The sequence below is a fragment of the Nisaea sp. genome (assembly GCF_965216895.1).
Taxonomy (GTDB): domain Bacteria; phylum Pseudomonadota; class Alphaproteobacteria; order Thalassobaculales; family Thalassobaculaceae; genus Nisaea.
This window is the reverse complement of record NZ_OZ244205.1, coordinates 2,204,946-2,219,480: the sequence shown is the minus strand read 5'-3', so window position 1 is coordinate 2,219,480 and position 14,535 is coordinate 2,204,946. Positions and strand designations below refer to the sequence as shown.

Sequence of the window (14,535 nt, the reverse complement as noted above, 5' to 3'; positions counted from 1 at the left end):
CGGGGGCGGCAAGAGCCGCCCCCGAGTGGGAGAGATATGCTGGTGTCGCACCCGCTCACTGAAAGACAGCTCCCGGGTTGTCGAGACTGTCGGAGCCTTCGAACTCGAGGGCAGACAGACCGAGCGCTGCGACGACACGCTCGATCGACTTGGTTTGCGCGGTCAGGGCGTCGACGGCGGTTTGAACGATCTCGTTCCCGCGCGCGTTTCCTTCCGCGAGCATCTGGTCATAACGGTGTCCCTTCTCGGCTTCGTCCGAGAGGATCGTCATCTTGTTCATGGTGGCGTCCAGGGCGGCGCGCAGTTCGGCGTCGACGCTCTGGTCCGTGGCGGCGACCAGGGAGGACAGGCTTGCGCCCTTCACGACGGTGCCGTCGGTCCGCCTGTATTCGCCGAGATAGACATTCCGGATCCCCAGCGCGTCGTTGTAGTGCGAGCGGTGGGTGTTATCGCTGAAGCAATCATGCTCTTCCTCGGGATCGTGGAGCATGAGGCCGAGCTTCATCCGCTCCCCGGCCAGCTCGCCGTAGGAGAGGCTGCCCATGCCGGTCAGGATCGTGGCAATACCCTTGTCCGCGTCACCATCCAGAAGGCCTGTGCGCGCGGCGCCGCCGACGGCCCACTGCGCGGTCATCCATTCAAGCTCGTCAACCAGCATGTCCGTGGCGACGGCGAGATAAGCGGCGCGGCGCGTGCAATTGCCGTTGGAGCAGTTTTCAGGATCGAAATCGCTCGCCTCTCGGTCGCCGGCGCCCGGGCCGGTGCCGTTCAGGTCCTGGCCCCAGAGCAGGAACTCGATAGCGTGATAGCCGGTCGAGACGTTGGCTTCGATCTCGTCGATCTCGTGGAGAGACGCAACCAGAGCGCGGTCGATCCTGCCGGCGTCGATTGCCTTGCCGCCGATGGTCACGGTCGGATTGGCGATCACGTTCGCGGTGTAATAGGGGTTCGCGTCCGACTCGGAACCATAAAATCCGGTCTTCACATAATCGATCAGGCCTTCGTCGAGCGGCCAGGCGTTCACCTTGCCTTCCCAGTCATCGACGATCGCGTTGCCGAAACGGTAGACCTCGGTCTGCTGATAGGGCTCCCGCGCGGCGATCCAGGCGGTGCGGGCCACGGTCAGGTTGGCCTCTGTCGGCGCTTCGATCAGCGTGGAAACCGCGTTGCGGAGGGACTCGGCACCCGCGAGGGAGTCGGCGTAGCCGGCTGCGGCGATGTCGGCGTAGGTCTCCAGGACAGCGCGCTTCCCGCCAGCCTCGTCAGCGTGTGCCGGAAGCATGAAAAGGGCGCCTGCAATCGTCGCTCCGACTATCGCTCTATGCGCAGAGTTTCTGGTTTCCATATCTTTCGCCCCGATGCGGCCCGACCGCTCCGAGCCGCCGGTTCAAATGCCGATGAGAGGACAATATTGAAAGTCATTCGCAATTGCAATGGATAATCGAATACTAAAATGGTCTTGTTTAAAAACAAGAAAAAACAATTAGTTAGGTGTGTGAGGGGGCTGGTGTCAGCTTCGGTTGATATCTGATGGTACGGCTGCGAGGACGAGCGACGCAAAGGTATCGGATTCCCCGATCAGCTTGCTGAACTCGGTGGGGTCGAGCTCGATCTTCACGCGGATACCGTTGAGATTCTGAGTCACCGGGTCACAGGCGATACAGCTATCCGTTCCATCGATCCTCAGAAAGGTACGGGCGCCATCGAATTGGGGGAAATCTCCCACGATATGCATTCCGTCCACCGAGATATTCCTGACCGTGACCGGCCAGCTATCCTTGAAGTCTTGTGTTCGCGACAGGATTCCGGACAACGATGACGGTCGTCGCACGAAATTCCTGCGTTCGGGTCTGCTCTCTGATTTGCGATTTTTCATATTCGGAACCGATTTTCGACGCTTATCCGCTGACGATGCCGATACAGTTTTCGATTCTTGCATGTTCCCATTTCGTCTCAACCTGGACGGAGTCGGTGAAAATCGCACCATCGATCTTCGCCCGGCTGAAATTCGTCCCGCGAAGGGAGGCTCCGTTGAACATCACAGGGATCGTCTTTCCTGTCCGCTGGTGCTGCGCATTGAAGATCTCCGCCACCTCAAGGCGCGCGCCCATGAATTTCGTATCCTGCAGGTCCGCATTGGAGAACATGGTACCACGGAGGGCGGCGCCGATGAAGCTGGCGCGAACCAGGCTGGCGCCGGAGAAATTGGCGAGCATCAGTTCGGACTGGTCGAAAGTCGCACCGTCAAGCTTCGCCCCGGAGAACGTCGCGCCGCGCAGATCGCATCCGGTCAATTCGATTTCGCGCAAATCCATGCCGCCGAAATCGGCCCGGTCGCCGACCTCGCCATTGGACACGATCCATTTGCTGTGCAGTCCGATCATCTCAGCGATCTCGCTCGGAAGATCCGCACTGTTCTCCAGGGTGACCGCGCCGTCGAGATTGGTGTTGTGCAGATTGGCCTTCGACAGATCGACATTGCGCAGATTGGCGCCGGACAGGTCGCAGTTCGAGAGGTTCGTCCCGATCACCGACGCACCGGCGAGAATGACGCCGCGCAGTTTCGAGCCGGATAGATCGGCTCCGTCCAGGGTCGCTCCGGCTAGATTGACCGCATGCATGTCGTCGTCGGTGAACATCGTACCGATGGCGCGCACATTGGTCAGATTGGCGTCCTGCAGGTCGGCCCCGCGAAGGTCGACGTCGTTCATGTTTGCGCCATCGAGATTGGTGCTCGTGGCGCCGCCATCATTCTTGCCGGCCCAGCGGACGATCTGGCCGGGCCGCATGTCGGCGTCCAGAAGAGAGGCTCCGGTCAGGTCCGCCATCGTGAAGTTCGCGCCGCGGAGGTCGGCCTTGGAGAAGATTGCCCCTCTCAGATCCGCCCAGGCGAAGTTGGAGCCGTACAGGTCGGACTTGCTGAAATCTGTCCGCCCGCAAGATGTTTCGGAAAAATCGGCGCAGGGTATGACGGCCTGCGTCAGAGACATGTAGTCGAAGCGGCATTTCGACACGTCGAGATCATTGTTGTTGAACAGAACCCCGCCCGGCCGGCCAGCGATATACGCGTGGTGCGTCTTGATCGCGGCCATCACCTCTTCGGGTATGGCTCTATGTTCTGAGATCTCAAATGCCACGGTCATGCCGACACTCGATGGTTCATTTATATCCGCTGCTGCGGTGCGAACGGAGGTCGAGACGAAACGCCCGGATCATCGGAACTCCGCGTATTCAAGAAAGGCGACGAGGAGCTTGTTTTGTCTGATTTCAAGGTAGTTTCCGACCGCCATAGTATGACTTAGATTATGGTCCAATCCTTTACAGTTGGTGAACGTGCATGCAGGAGCCCCTGAGATCACATCCGTCCGCCGGACGTCGGGACGACCTGCGCCTTTCCCTGAACCAGTTGCTCTTCGGGCTGTCACAGTTCGGGTCGAGCGCGGTCGTGGCCTGGCGGCCGTCGGGCAAGGGGCTCGAGATTGTCATGCTGCCAAAAAGCCGGCTCTTTCAGTTGAAGGAGCGGGAAGAGAGGATCTTCGAGGGACCACGCCACTGCTCCGACGAGGAATTCAAGCTGATCGCCGGATTTCTCGGAGTGCAACCGACGGAGATCCGTTTGGATTTCCCAATCGGCGGCAGTGGCAACGGCCTCACGCATGACGACGTCGAATCGGTCATGTCCCGCTACTCGATCGGATTTGCCCGCTTCCGCACCGTCTTTCTCATCGATGTCGTCGGATTCTCGAAACACAGTCCGGAAGAGCAGGCGAGCCACCTGTCGACCCTGAAGTTCTGTCTCTCCCTCGCGGAGGCGACCCTTCACCAGAAGGGACTTCCCATGGTCATGGGGCGATCGACCACAGGCGACGGTTACTATGTCTGGAATTTGGAAACCGGCATCGAGGAGGATATCAGCCTCTTCGTTCTGATGACCCTGTTCTCGCTTTATTACAAGAGCCTGCAGCGGGAGATGACCGACAAGATGCCGTTGCCGGAACTCAGGTTGGCGCTCAGTGGCGGTAGCCACTACGTGTTTTATGAGCCAAGTCCGAAATACGTCGCGCGCAACGAATATATCGTCGGCGACGTCACCATCAATGTCGCCCGTCTGATCGGAAAGGCGCGTGGAGATCAAATTCTGGTCGGGGATTGCGCCAATCAGACTGTCGGCTCAGACGTCTGGACCGCGCACCGGTATGTCCTGGCGGCGAACAAGGTCCTGGACGGTTTCAGGGATCTGAATGTCTTCGGAGACCGGGTCGAGGAAACCCGCTTCTATCTGACGGGGCCGAAGGACGAGGCGCGGTTCCGCAACCAGAAGATCAAGATCGTCGACAAGCACGGCTTCGAGCACATCTGCTACAACGCCAAGGTGAACACTCACATGAAGAGCGGAAACTCGATATTCGCCGGATTGCAGCACCGGGACTTGCGACACGCGGCGAAGGGCTGACGCGAGGTCCGCCCTATTTGACGATACTGTCCGTATCGACGCCGTCGAATTTGACGTTGCTGAGATTTGCGGCGCTCATGTCCGTCTTGCGGACCTTGCCGGTGCGCTTGCCGTCGGCGCCGAATATCGGCATCGCTCCCACATGGGCATTGGAGAGATCGGCCCCGCTGAGGAAAGCGCCTTTCAGATTGGTGCCGAACATCAGGGCCCCGGAAAGCGTCGCGTTCATGAGATTGCATTTCTCAAGATCGGCCAGCACCAGATTGGCAAAGGACAGATCGGCATAACTCAGATCGCAGGAATAGAGCGATACGCCGGTCAGATTCTGACGCCGCAGCTTCAGTTTGCGCAAGGACATCGATTTGATGATCGCGCGCGTACCGCGTTCGCCGTTCGACTGCAGCCATTCGAAATGCTGGGCGAGGGCGATCCGGAGGTCCTGCGGCAGCGATTTGAAATCGCCGGTGGTGTCGAGATTGATGCTGAGCTTGACGTTGTTGATCTCGTCCAAGGCGCCCGAATCAATCTCGGCCCTTGCGAGGGCGTCCTCGCTGACCATGCTGTTGGCGAGGCGCGCGCCCTTGAGGATCGTGCGCTCCAGCTTTGCGTCCGTCAGCCGCGTGTCTGAAAGGTCGGCATCCTCGAGATTGGCGCCGGTAAGATCCACGCCGGAAAGATCGGACCCGAACAGTTCGGCGCCTTTCAGGTTGGCTTCGCGAAGGCTGGCGCCGCTCAGATCGACATTGGAGAGCTTGGCACGCTGGCCGCGGGCAAAGTCCATCAGGCAGGCGCTGAGATCGCTTTGTTCCATGCCGATGGTTTCGTCCGGCGAGTCGCCGAGCACCAGCCCGCCGCGGAAGTCCGCGTCTTCCAGATCCGCATGGGATAGATCGGCGCTCTTCAGATTGACGCCGCGCAGAATCGTGCGCTTCAGATTGGCGCGTTTCAGATTGGCGCCCTCGAGTTTTGCGCCAAACAGGTCCGACTCGCTCAGATCTGCATCTTCCAACTGGGCCTGCTGGAGGCCCGTCCCGACGAGGATGGCGCGCGGAAGCAGGGCATTCTTGAGACTGATGCCGGCAAGGTCCAGGCGCGACAAGTCGCACTGCTTGCCGCCGGCTTTGCGTTGCAGCCACTTCTTGTGTTCAGCAAGGAAAGTGCCCATGAACTTCTGGGCGTCTTCCTTTAGGAGATGCTGGTCAATCGACCGTGACACCATAGGTTCCCCCAAACCCATATTCCGATCCAGACTGCTGGAAGCAACGTGCTCGGCATGGTGGTCTTCAGCCTGATTTATATCAGATCGGGTTTGATTATGAACCAAGTAGGCAGGGGCATCGGTGCGATTCATCGCGAAGAACAGAACTCTTGGCGGTTTCGGAGTCGTTTCGAGTGCTGCATTGTGGGAAAAATCAACCAGATTTCAGGAATGTGGCGTGGGAGTGCATCTGTAATGAATATAAGAGAAATCAGTGAAGATTATGCGGTCGATGGTCAGGTTTTGCCTTCGGATATGCAAGCAATAGCTGATCTGGGCTTTAAGTTCGTGATCAACAACCGGCCGGATGGCGAGGAGGCGGGGCAGGCTCTGGAGGCCGACCTCAGGTCAGCTGCCGAAGCGGCGGGGCTGTCGTACCGGTTTATTCCAATGACGATGCCTTCGCTCACGCCCGAACTCGTCGCGGACCATAACGCGGCAATCGAGTCGGCCGACGGGCCTGTGTTCGCCTTCTGCCGGAGCGGAACGCGATCCACCATTCTGTGGGCGCTGACGCAAGTCTGCTTTCACGGCAGATCGATTGCAGAGGTCTCGTCGGCCGCCGCGGCGCAAGGCTACGACCTGGCCGCTGTTGCGCCACTTCTCGAGGGCTACCGGACGGAACTTCGCGGTTGACGTGAAGCCGGGGACGATCCGCGGCGGGCGCCCTATCCGTTAAGGGTGCAAAAGCAGGTATTTTGCACCAATTGGATTAGTTTTATCTTTGTTTTTCAATGCGAAAACCGTTTGAGTTAATCTAAAATGCAATGATAGACTCACGCTTGGACCGGGGCGAGCATGTGCTGGCTCCCATGCACCGCGTTTGGGGCGTGTTGCGTTGCCGAATAGTACGGAAACTGTATTGGGGAACGGCGTCCTCGGCCGCGCGTTCGACTACTGGTCTCGCATCGGGAACGGGGCGGAGATCCCGTTGCGCCGGGATCTGGATCCGTTGGAAATCGGAGCGGCCCTGCTTCCGCACAGCCTGCTGACCGATGTCGACCTCGCGGCGCGGAACGTGCGCCATCGGGTGGTCGGAACGAATTTTGCCGAGAATTTCGGCCGGGACATCACCGGTATCGATCTCTCCGAAGTCCTGCGCGGCAGCTATTTCGATTTCATCCATGGTCTCTTCATGCTGACCTGTGAACGAAAGGTTCCGGTTTTTTCGCACAGCCGGTTCCGCTGGGACGAGGGGCGGATGCTCGGAACCTCACGCCTGATGATGCCGCTCTCGCGCGACGGCGGGAACGCGGACATGGCCTTTGTGGCGCAGGTCTTCCACCGGGACACACCGCCCGTCCTGCCGCATGTCCGAATGTTCGACGTCGGCCAGTGGCAGGACATCTCCGACCGCTACGCGTTTCTCGCCGTTGATGCACCGGTGTAATAAGCTCTACTGAGTAACTCACTTGTCATGCCGGTGTGCTATCCGCAGCCGGCACCTCGGTTCGGACGGACGAATATGGCAAAATCCTACGATCTCGCGATTGTCGGTGGCGGCATCTGCGGGCTGGCGACGGCGCTGGCGGCTTCGAAGCGCGGCAAGCGCGTCATCGTCATGGATCGGGACGCGCAATCGAACGGTGCTTCCGTCCGGAATTTCGGCTTCGTCACCGTCACCGGTCAGAAAGCGGGCGAGACCTGGGAGCGGGCGCGCCGGTCTGCGGCGATCTGGCGCGAGATCGTGCCCAAGGCCGGCATTCCGGTCCTGCACGACGGTCTGATGGTGACGGCGCAGCGGCCGGAGGCGGTCGCCGTGCTGGAAGAATTCGCGGCCACCGAGATGGGCCGCGAATGTACAATGCTGACGGCGCAGGAGGCGGCGGAAAGAGCGCCGGTGCTGGCCCGGGACCGGCTTGCCGCCGGAATGTGGAGTCCGCATGAGGCGCGGGTCGAGCCGCGCCAGGCGCTGCCGAGGATCGCGCGATATCTGCAGGCCGCGCACGGTGTCGACATGCGCTGGTCCATGGCTGTGCACGGCGTCTCAGAAGGGCGCGTGGAAACGACGTCGGGGCCAGTCGAGGCGGAGGCGGTTGTGGTCTGCCCCGGGCCGGACCTGGCGACCCTTTTTCCTGAACGCCTCTCGGCCTATGGTCTTCGGCTCTGCAAGCTGCAGATGCTGCGGATGGCGCCGCAACCGCCGGAATGGAAGCTTCCCGGTGCAATCATGTCCGATCTCAGTCTGGTGCGTTACGAGGGTTATACCGGACTGGCGGCGTCCGAGACCCTCCGTGCGCGGCTGGACAGGGAGCAGCCGCAATGGCTGGCGCACGGTATCCACCTGATTGTCGTGCAGGGTGCGGACGGTTCCCTTGTCGTCGGAGACTCGCATCATTATGCGGCGACCCCCGATCCGTTCGCGCCGGCGGCAGTGGAGAATTTGATCCTCGAGGAAGCGGGCCGTGTGCTGGCCCTGGAAAACAGCAAGGTCATCGAGCGCTGGACCGGGATCTATCCTTCCGCGAAGGACCGTACGGCCTTCATAGACAGCCCGTCCGACGGCGTTCGCATCCTGGTCGTCTCCAGCGGTACGGGGATGAGCACGGCGTTCGCGCTCGGAGAGGAGACCGTCGCGTCGCTCTACGGCGCGGCGGCATAGATCGAGAGGAGTTTCAGATGTCCGCGGAAAAGCTAGGCCTGAGAGCCGTCATCTTCGACTGGGCCGGCACCGTCATCGACCATGGTAGCAGGGCGCCGATGGGGGTCTTCCAGCGCGCCTTCGCCGCCTTCGACGTTGAAATAACCATCGACGAGGCGCGGGCTCCGATGGGGCTGCCGAAATGGGATCACATCAAGGCAGTCGGAACCCAGCCGCGGATCGCGGAGGCCTGGAAAAAGGCGCACGGAGCGGCTTTTACCGACGCCGATGTCGATCGGATCTACGAAGTCTTCGTGCCCATGAACGTCGATGTGATTCCGGATTTCGCCGACATGATCCCCGGGACGCTCGAAACCGTCGATGCCCTGAGGGAGCGCGGCCTGAAGATCGGCTCTACCACCGGATACAACCGTGAAATCATGGAGCGGCTGGTGCCGATCGCGCGCGATCTGGGCTACGCACCGGACAATCTGGTCTGCGCCGGCGATCTCGCCCACGGACGGCCGACCCCGCTGATGATGTACAAATGTTTCCTCGATCTCGACGTCTGGCCGGCGGCGGCCTGCATTAAGGTCGACGATACCGAACCCGGCATCGCGGAAGGCAATGCGGCGGGCTGCTGGACGGTGGGGGTTACGGTGTCCGGCAATGCCTTTGGGCTTTCCCGGGAGGAGACCGCGGCGCTCGACGAGGAGAGCTTTGCCGAGCGTAAGCGGAAGGCAGAGAAAACCTTGCGGACCGCCAATCCGCATTACCTGATCGACAGCGTGGCCTCCCTGCTTGACGTCATCGACGATATCGAGGCGCGTCTCGGGAAGGGGGAACGCCCGTGAATTTCCGCCGGCGCGGTCTTTCATTCCGCGAGCCGGTGACGAAATGTAAAGAAAGTCGTGCAATTCTCTCTTTGCGCGCGGCGGAACCCACTTGCTATCGCTTGTCGGTGACGCCGATTGGCAACCCTCGACCAGTTTGACCGACCATATGATCACTCCGCTCAGGCGCCTCATGCGTTACCGGCTCGTTATCCCCATCCTTCGGGGAACCGACCTGCCGGAGTATACGGCGCGCGGTGTGGGCATCGGCGTCGCTGTCTCCCTCACGCCTCTGGTCGGAATACAGATGCCGATCATTGCGGGGATCTGGTCGCTGATCCGCCTGTTGCGTCCGAACTGGAGCTTCAATCTCGTGGTCGCCCTTGCCTGGACCTGGCTGACCAACGTCTTCACTGTGCCGATCGTCTATTACATCTTCCTGCAGACCGGGAACCTGATGCTCGGACGCTGGGACAGTCTCAGCGCCTTCGAGCATTTCGCCGCGCGTCTCGAGAAGATTCTCGGGCAGGATATCTCCGGTATCATGGCGGTCTGGGTCTATTTCAGCGCGATGATGGACGAGTGGGGGCTGCCGCTCTTCGTCGGCTGCCTGCCGTGGATGATCGGCGGCGGATGGCTGAGCTATCGCTGGAGTCATATCTATATCGAGCGTTTCAAGGTGGCGCGGCGGGAACGTCAGGCCCGGAAGGCGGCGCGGAAAAAGACGCCGCTGAAATCCGGACCGGCCGCGACGGAGAATGGACGCTGACCATATTTGTCGTGTCGGGGGAAGGAGAGACGGATGCCGGAGCATAGGCTAGAGAGCAGTCCGAAAACGGTTCACTGGGGATTCTTCGACGCCGCTCTGGAACCGGTGCTGTCTGTCGCCTCCGGCGACGAAGTCACGATTTCGACCATCTCCGGCGACAAGCCGGTCCTGCCGGGCCCGGATTACACCGTCCTGCCGGAACATCGCGAGGTGATCGAAACGATGCGGCCGGGCCTGCCCGGTCATATCCTGACCGGACCGGTGCATGTCGCGGGCGCGCTACCTGGCGACGTGCTGCAGGTCGAGATTCTCGATGTCAAGCCGCGCCAGGACTGGGGATTCAATTACAGCGCGCCGCTCAAGGGCGCTTTGCCGGACGATTTCGACGAGATTACCCAGACCACCATCGGCATCGATATCGAGCGCAATGTCGGGCGCCTGCCCTGGGGGCTCGAACTCCCGCTCGCGCCGTTCTTTGGCGTGATGGGCGTGGCGCCGCCGCCGGTTTGGGGCCGGGTCAGCACGATCCAGCCGCGTGCCAACGGCGGCAATCTCGACAACAAGGAACTGGTGGCGGGGACGACGCTCTATCTGCCGGTTTTCGTCGAGGGCGCGCTCTTCTCGGCGGGCGACGGGCACGGTTGCCAGGGTGACGGAGAGGTTTGCGTCACAGCCATAGAGACCGCGCTGCAAGGCCGGTTCCGTCTGACCGTGAGGAAGGACATGAGCCTGCCGCTGCCGCGCGCGGAGACGCCCGATCACTTCATCACCATGGCGTTCAACGAGGATCTTGACGAAGCGGGACGCGAGGCGCTGCGCCAGATGCTGGACCTTATAACTGAGCGGACCAACCGCAGCCGTCCCGAGGCCTATATGCTGTGCAGCCTTGCGGCCGATCTGCGGGTGACTCAGATGGTGAACGGCAACAAGGGCATACATGTAATGCTGGCCAAGCACCTGCTTGATGCCGGTTAGCGATTCGGGAGGTTCGTTTTGAGGAAGCCGCTCCGAAATCTGTCATTCGCGATAGTCTGTGCGGGCTTGCTGTGCGGCGGGATTACGGTCGCCGGGCCGGCAATGGCGGACCGCGTTTCGCCGGACCGTACCAATCCGCGTCACATGTCCCGGGCGCCGGAACGGCCGCAATGGCGCATGAAGAAGGTAAGTCTGGAAAAGCGCACGATCTACGAGAACGCGGCGAAACGCGGCCTGCTTCTGCTGGAGAGCCGCGACCTCAGGCAGGTCGCCGATTTCGACAAGCAGGCGACCGAGGCCTGCCGCGCCGGGCGATTCAATCGTTTCGGCGGCGGTATCGCCCGGATCGGCGGGCGAATCTACAGGGCTGCCCGTGCGCGCGACATTCGCCGGCCGCGCAATTTCCCCGTCGAGCAGGGCGTCTACATCTTCAGTCGCGAAGGTTCGACCCGTTGCACGGTGCATCTCGCGGCCGGCAACTGAGCTGCTCATGCGACTTCCCTATTTCTTTTTCGGGACCCTGATGGACCCGGACGTGCTCGAGTTGGTGCTCGCCCGTCCGGCCGGAGCGCTTTCCACCTCTGCCGTACTGCGCGGCTATAGGTGTGTCAGGGTGGCCAACGAGCCTTACCCGGCGCTCGTCGAGTCGCCGGGAGGCAGCGTGCGCGGCCTGCTTCTGCGGGATTATTCCGACGAGGACGATCGGAGAATCCGTTACTTCGAGGATTTCGATTTCGCCATCGAGCAGACTGTGGTCGAGACGGCGGACGGGCCGCTGGACGCGCATTTCTGCGGCGCCGTCAGCAACGTCGCGCCGACCGATCTACCGTGGTCCTACGAGGAGTGGGCGCGCACCGAGAAGGACCGGTTCCTTCGGGTCGCCGAAATCTACATGACGGCCTACGGTACGCTTGACGGCGAGGCCGCCGATAGGCTGTGGTTGGACACGGTCGCGGATGTTTTCGGGCGCTGATTGCCCCGCGCTCCTAGTCGAAATGCTCGTGCGGCAGATAGCCGAGACCGAAGCGTTCGCGCCAGGCGAGGAACAGCCGCGCGGTATCGATCGCGTCGCCCTCGGCCCGGTGCGCGGTACCGGCCCGCTCCAGCTTCATGACTTCGAGCGCTTCGTCGAGCGAGACCCGGCGCCCGCCCGCAAGCACGTATTCCTGCACCCGGCAGAGATCAAGATAGCAGTGCGAGGCGGGGTCGACGGCCTGCTTCGCCTGAACCTCGGCCTCGAACAGCGCGTCGTCCGCACCCCAGCCGAGCCAGAGTTTCGAGCTCGCGCCGTAGGTCTTGCGCAATCGGTGGCAGGCGTCCTGGAAGCGGATGCCGTCGGCGGCGATCATTTCTTCCGTGATGCCCGTGAAGTCGGCGCAGAAAGCGGAGACCCGCGAGTCCACCGGCTTGGTCAGGATTGAGGCCGTGCGGACGATCTCGTCGCGTTTCAGGTCAACTTCGGCGAGACCGATCTCGATGATCTCGGCGTGCTCGCCCTCTGGGGGCGGGCCGTCCCAGCAGGTCAGTTCGAGGTCCACGACCAGAACGCGGTCGTGCCTGAGATTCTTGTGCATCGATACCGGTTTTCGTTCCGTGAGCGGTGTGGGCCGTGAGCGACGTGGCCCCCTGCGTGATGTGGTCCCAGCGTGATGTGGGAATCCCCGAAATGCAAAGCCCCACCGCGCGTCTGCGTCGGGTGGGGCATAGCATTTTTTGTGTCTGTTGCATAAGACAGACTATCGAGCCTGTGGCTCTCTCAATTTCATATGTCTGCGGACTTACTGACGGCCCGGGCCGTCTTGTTGCCGTCGCGCCCCTTCGTCAGGGACGCGCTTCCTGCATCGGTGGTTCCATCGCGTTAACGACCTCCCTCTATGGGTTTCGCCTTGTCCGGATGGGACAGGAAAAGCGTGCCTGCGAACGACCCGAGGGTCAACCGGATGCGGGCGAATTCGTGCGCATAGCGCGGTCGCTTGTATTGCGCCTGATGCATGACGGTGATAGCAATTTCGTGCCGGCAAGGCGGCACCCCGATCCGCGGAAAGCGAAAGCACCTTGGGTTACAAGCCTCTGTTCCGGTTTTCCTCCGGCGCCCGACGCAGCGGATCCATGGGCGCGCTACGGGAGAAAACGGATGCCTGCCGACCTGGAAATCCTGCGCCGTTCGGCGAAACGTCTCAAAAAGGCCTTTGCCGCCGGAGAACGTGATGCGGTCGAGCGGCTAAACCGCGTCCTGCCGGACGCAATTGCGCCGCGCCACGCGGATTTTCTTCATGTCATTGCCGTGGAGCACGGCCTCGAGAGTTGGCCCAAACTGAAGCTTGCGCTCGAGACCTGGGACATGACCGGCGCGGAGAGGGCCCAACGGCTGAAGGCAGCGCTCTTTCACGGTCAGGGCTGGGTAATCGAGAAATTGCTCGGCGCCGAGCCGGCACTGGCACATTTCGACATCGCGATCGAACTCGCGCTCTACGATCTCGAGGCTGTGCGGGCCCGGATCGCGGCAGAGCCGGCAACGGCGAGAACGGAGATCGGAGGCCGTACGCCGCTCATTCATCTCTGCTTCTCGCGCTATCACACATGCGCGGAGATTCCGTCCCGGCAGATCCTCGAGATCGCCGAACTCTTGCGCGCCAACGGCGCGGACGTGAACGAGAGCTATGCGGCGGATCCGGCAAGCTCGCACCGTCAATCCGCGCTCTATGGTGCGGTCGGGCACGGCGACAACATGCCGCTTGCGGCCTGGTTGTTGGAGCAGGGCGCGAGCCCGGACGACAATGAGAGCCTCTACCATTCTGTGGAACTGGAGCATACGGAAGGGCTGCATCTGCTCTGCCGGCACGGCGTCAATCCCGACGGTACAAATGCGCTCGCGAGAGCGCTGGATTTCGACCGTATCGAACCGGTGCGCATTCTTCTGGAACACGGCGCCAATCCCAACGAGGGACTGCAGCACCATCCGGGCGGTCAGCCGCCGGTGACTTTCACCGCCTTGCATCAGGCGGCACGGCGCGGGCGCTCTGCTGCGTTCGCGGACCTACTGCTCGACCACGGCGCGGACGCGCGGGCGGTCTGGAAAGGCCGGACGGCCTATGCGCTCGCCTGTCTCTACGGCAATCGCGACTTCGCCCGTGCTCTACGGGAGCGCGGCTATGGCGAGGACTTGTCGCCCGAGGTCGCGATTCTGGCCTCCTGTGCAGGCGGCGGCGAGCCGAGGGGCGATGTTCGAGGGCTGGCGCTCGGCGGCGAGGATCGGAGGCTCGCCGTCAGGATCGCCGGTCAGCCGGGAGCCCTGCCGCATCTGCAGGCCCTCTTCGCAGCGGGGCTCGACCCGCACGAGACGGATGAAATGAACCTGACCCCGCTGCATGCTGCCTGCTGGAGCGGGCAGGCGGATCAGGTCGCTTTTCTGCTCACGATGGAACCGGACCTCACCCACCGCAACCGTTTCGGCGGCGATGCGGTCGGCACGGTGATCCACGGGGCGGAGTTCGCGCCGCCGGTCGACGGGGCCGATCACATTGCCTGCGCGCGACTGCTGCTCGAAGCCGGGGCGCGCTTTCCGCTAGAGGATCTCCGCGCGACCGGCTCGGAAGAAATGGCGTCCTTTCTTTCCGACTGGCGGGAGACGCATGGTATCGGTGGAGACGGCGGCGGATAGGACAA

15 protein-coding genes are annotated in these 14,535 nt (G+C 61.9%); 10 read left to right on the top strand and 5 right to left on the bottom strand.

Annotated elements, in window-relative coordinates:
* Positions 1-55 precede the first annotated feature (55 nt).
* From ACOOE1_RS10690 to ACOOE1_RS10680, 3 genes are all read right to left on the bottom strand, one after another.
* Positions 56-1,282, bottom strand: a complete 1,227-nt coding sequence (locus tag ACOOE1_RS10690) for an imelysin family protein (RefSeq protein WP_420406326.1) — start codon at positions 1,280-1,282, stop codon at positions 56-58.
* 228 nt (positions 1,283-1,510) lie between these two features.
* Positions 1,511-1,813, bottom strand: coding sequence for a hypothetical protein (locus ACOOE1_RS10685; RefSeq protein WP_420406325.1), 303 nt, complete (start codon positions 1,811-1,813; stop codon positions 1,511-1,513).
* An 85-nt stretch (positions 1,814-1,898) separates the two neighbouring features.
* A complete protein-coding gene (locus ACOOE1_RS10680; RefSeq protein ID WP_420406324.1) occupies positions 1,899-3,143 on the bottom strand; it encodes a pentapeptide repeat-containing protein in 1,245 nt (414 codons plus the stop codon).
* 194 nt (positions 3,144-3,337) lie between these two features.
* Between ACOOE1_RS10680 and ACOOE1_RS10675 the strand changes: the two genes are divergently transcribed.
* Entirely contained in the window at positions 3,338-4,453 is a 1,116-nt protein-coding gene (locus ACOOE1_RS10675; protein WP_420406323.1) for a hypothetical protein, read from the top strand.
* Between the two features lie 13 nt (positions 4,454-4,466).
* Here ACOOE1_RS10675 and ACOOE1_RS10670 read toward each other — a convergent pair whose 3' ends face one another.
* A complete protein-coding gene (locus tag ACOOE1_RS10670) occupies positions 4,467-5,669 on the bottom strand; it encodes a pentapeptide repeat-containing protein (RefSeq protein WP_420406322.1) in 1,203 nt (400 codons plus the stop codon).
* A gap of 57 nt (positions 5,670-5,726) precedes the next feature.
* On the opposite strand from ACOOE1_RS10670, the gene ACOOE1_RS10665 reads away from it, so the two are divergent.
* The 8 genes from ACOOE1_RS10665 to ACOOE1_RS10630 all read left to right on the top strand — a co-directional run bounded on the left by ACOOE1_RS10665 (position 5,727) and on the right by ACOOE1_RS10630 (position 11,842).
* The gene (locus ACOOE1_RS10665; RefSeq protein WP_420406420.1) at positions 5,727-6,347 is read left to right on the top strand and encodes a TIGR01244 family sulfur transferase; all 621 of its coding nucleotides are present in this window, start codon (positions 5,727-5,729) and stop codon (positions 6,345-6,347) included.
* A gap of 226 nt (positions 6,348-6,573) precedes the next feature.
* Entirely contained in the window at positions 6,574-7,101 is a 528-nt protein-coding gene (locus ACOOE1_RS10660; protein WP_420406321.1) for a PAS domain-containing protein, read from the top strand.
* A 75-nt stretch (positions 7,102-7,176) separates the two neighbouring features.
* On the top strand, positions 7,177-8,313 hold the full coding sequence (locus ACOOE1_RS10655) for a TIGR03364 family FAD-dependent oxidoreductase (RefSeq protein WP_420406320.1): 1,137 nt from the start codon (positions 7,177-7,179) through the stop codon (positions 8,311-8,313).
* Positions 8,314-8,330: 17 nt separating this feature from the next.
* Positions 8,331-9,146, top strand: a complete 816-nt coding sequence (gene phnX, locus ACOOE1_RS10650; RefSeq protein WP_420406319.1) for a phosphonoacetaldehyde hydrolase — start codon at positions 8,331-8,333, stop codon at positions 9,144-9,146.
* Between the two features lie 172 nt (positions 9,147-9,318).
* The gene (locus tag ACOOE1_RS10645) at positions 9,319-9,894 is read left to right on the top strand and encodes a DUF2062 domain-containing protein (RefSeq protein ID WP_420406318.1); all 576 of its coding nucleotides are present in this window, start codon (positions 9,319-9,321) and stop codon (positions 9,892-9,894) included.
* A 33-nt stretch (positions 9,895-9,927) separates the two neighbouring features.
* The gene (locus tag ACOOE1_RS10640) at positions 9,928-10,869 is read left to right on the top strand and encodes an acetamidase/formamidase family protein (RefSeq protein ID WP_420406317.1); all 942 of its coding nucleotides are present in this window, start codon (positions 9,928-9,930) and stop codon (positions 10,867-10,869) included.
* Between the two features lie 102 nt (positions 10,870-10,971).
* Positions 10,972-11,352, top strand: a complete 381-nt coding sequence (locus ACOOE1_RS10635) for a hypothetical protein (RefSeq protein WP_420406316.1) — start codon at positions 10,972-10,974, stop codon at positions 11,350-11,352.
* A 7-nt stretch (positions 11,353-11,359) separates the two neighbouring features.
* The gene (locus tag ACOOE1_RS10630) at positions 11,360-11,842 is read left to right on the top strand and encodes a gamma-glutamylcyclotransferase family protein (RefSeq protein ID WP_420406315.1); all 483 of its coding nucleotides are present in this window, start codon (positions 11,360-11,362) and stop codon (positions 11,840-11,842) included.
* A gap of 13 nt (positions 11,843-11,855) precedes the next feature.
* Here ACOOE1_RS10630 and ACOOE1_RS10625 read toward each other — a convergent pair whose 3' ends face one another.
* Complete coding sequence (locus ACOOE1_RS10625; RefSeq protein ID WP_420406314.1) at positions 11,856-12,443, bottom strand: exonuclease domain-containing protein; 588 nt, start codon at positions 12,441-12,443, stop codon at positions 11,856-11,858.
* Positions 12,444-13,003: 560 nt separating this feature from the next.
* On the opposite strand from ACOOE1_RS10625, the gene ACOOE1_RS10620 reads away from it, so the two are divergent.
* A complete protein-coding gene (locus ACOOE1_RS10620) occupies positions 13,004-14,530 on the top strand; it encodes an ankyrin repeat domain-containing protein (RefSeq protein WP_420406313.1) in 1,527 nt (508 codons plus the stop codon).
* Positions 14,531-14,535: the final 5 nt, after the last annotated feature.

Coding starts and splice junctions, on each gene's coding strand:
- ACOOE1_RS10640 (WP_420406317.1), top strand. CDS start 9,928: ATGCCGGAGCATAGGCTAGAGAGCAGTCCGAAAACGGTTCACTGGGGA.
- ACOOE1_RS10635 (WP_420406316.1), top strand. CDS start 10,972: ATGGCGGACCGCGTTTCGCCGGACCGTACCAATCCGCGTCACATGTCC.
- phnX (WP_420406319.1), top strand. CDS start 8,331: ATGTCCGCGGAAAAGCTAGGCCTGAGAGCCGTCATCTTCGACTGGGCC.
- ACOOE1_RS10630 (WP_420406315.1), top strand. CDS start 11,360: ATGCGACTTCCCTATTTCTTTTTCGGGACCCTGATGGACCCGGACGTG.
- ACOOE1_RS10675 (WP_420406323.1), top strand. CDS start 3,338: ATGCAGGAGCCCCTGAGATCACATCCGTCCGCCGGACGTCGGGACGAC.
- ACOOE1_RS10690 (WP_420406326.1), bottom strand. CDS start 1,282: ATGCTTCCGGCACACGCTGACGAGGCTGGCGGGAAGCGCGCTGTCCTG.
- ACOOE1_RS10665 (WP_420406420.1), top strand. CDS start 5,727: ATGGTGGTCTTCAGCCTGATTTATATCAGATCGGGTTTGATTATGAAC.
- ACOOE1_RS10680 (WP_420406324.1), bottom strand. CDS start 3,143: ATGACCGTGGCATTTGAGATCTCAGAACATAGAGCCATACCCGAAGAG.
- ACOOE1_RS10645 (WP_420406318.1), top strand. CDS start 9,319: ATGCGTTACCGGCTCGTTATCCCCATCCTTCGGGGAACCGACCTGCCG.
- ACOOE1_RS10620 (WP_420406313.1), top strand. CDS start 13,004: ATGCCTGCCGACCTGGAAATCCTGCGCCGTTCGGCGAAACGTCTCAAA.
- ACOOE1_RS10655 (WP_420406320.1), top strand. CDS start 7,177: ATGGCAAAATCCTACGATCTCGCGATTGTCGGTGGCGGCATCTGCGGG.
- ACOOE1_RS10625 (WP_420406314.1), bottom strand. CDS start 12,443: ATGCACAAGAATCTCAGGCACGACCGCGTTCTGGTCGTGGACCTCGAA.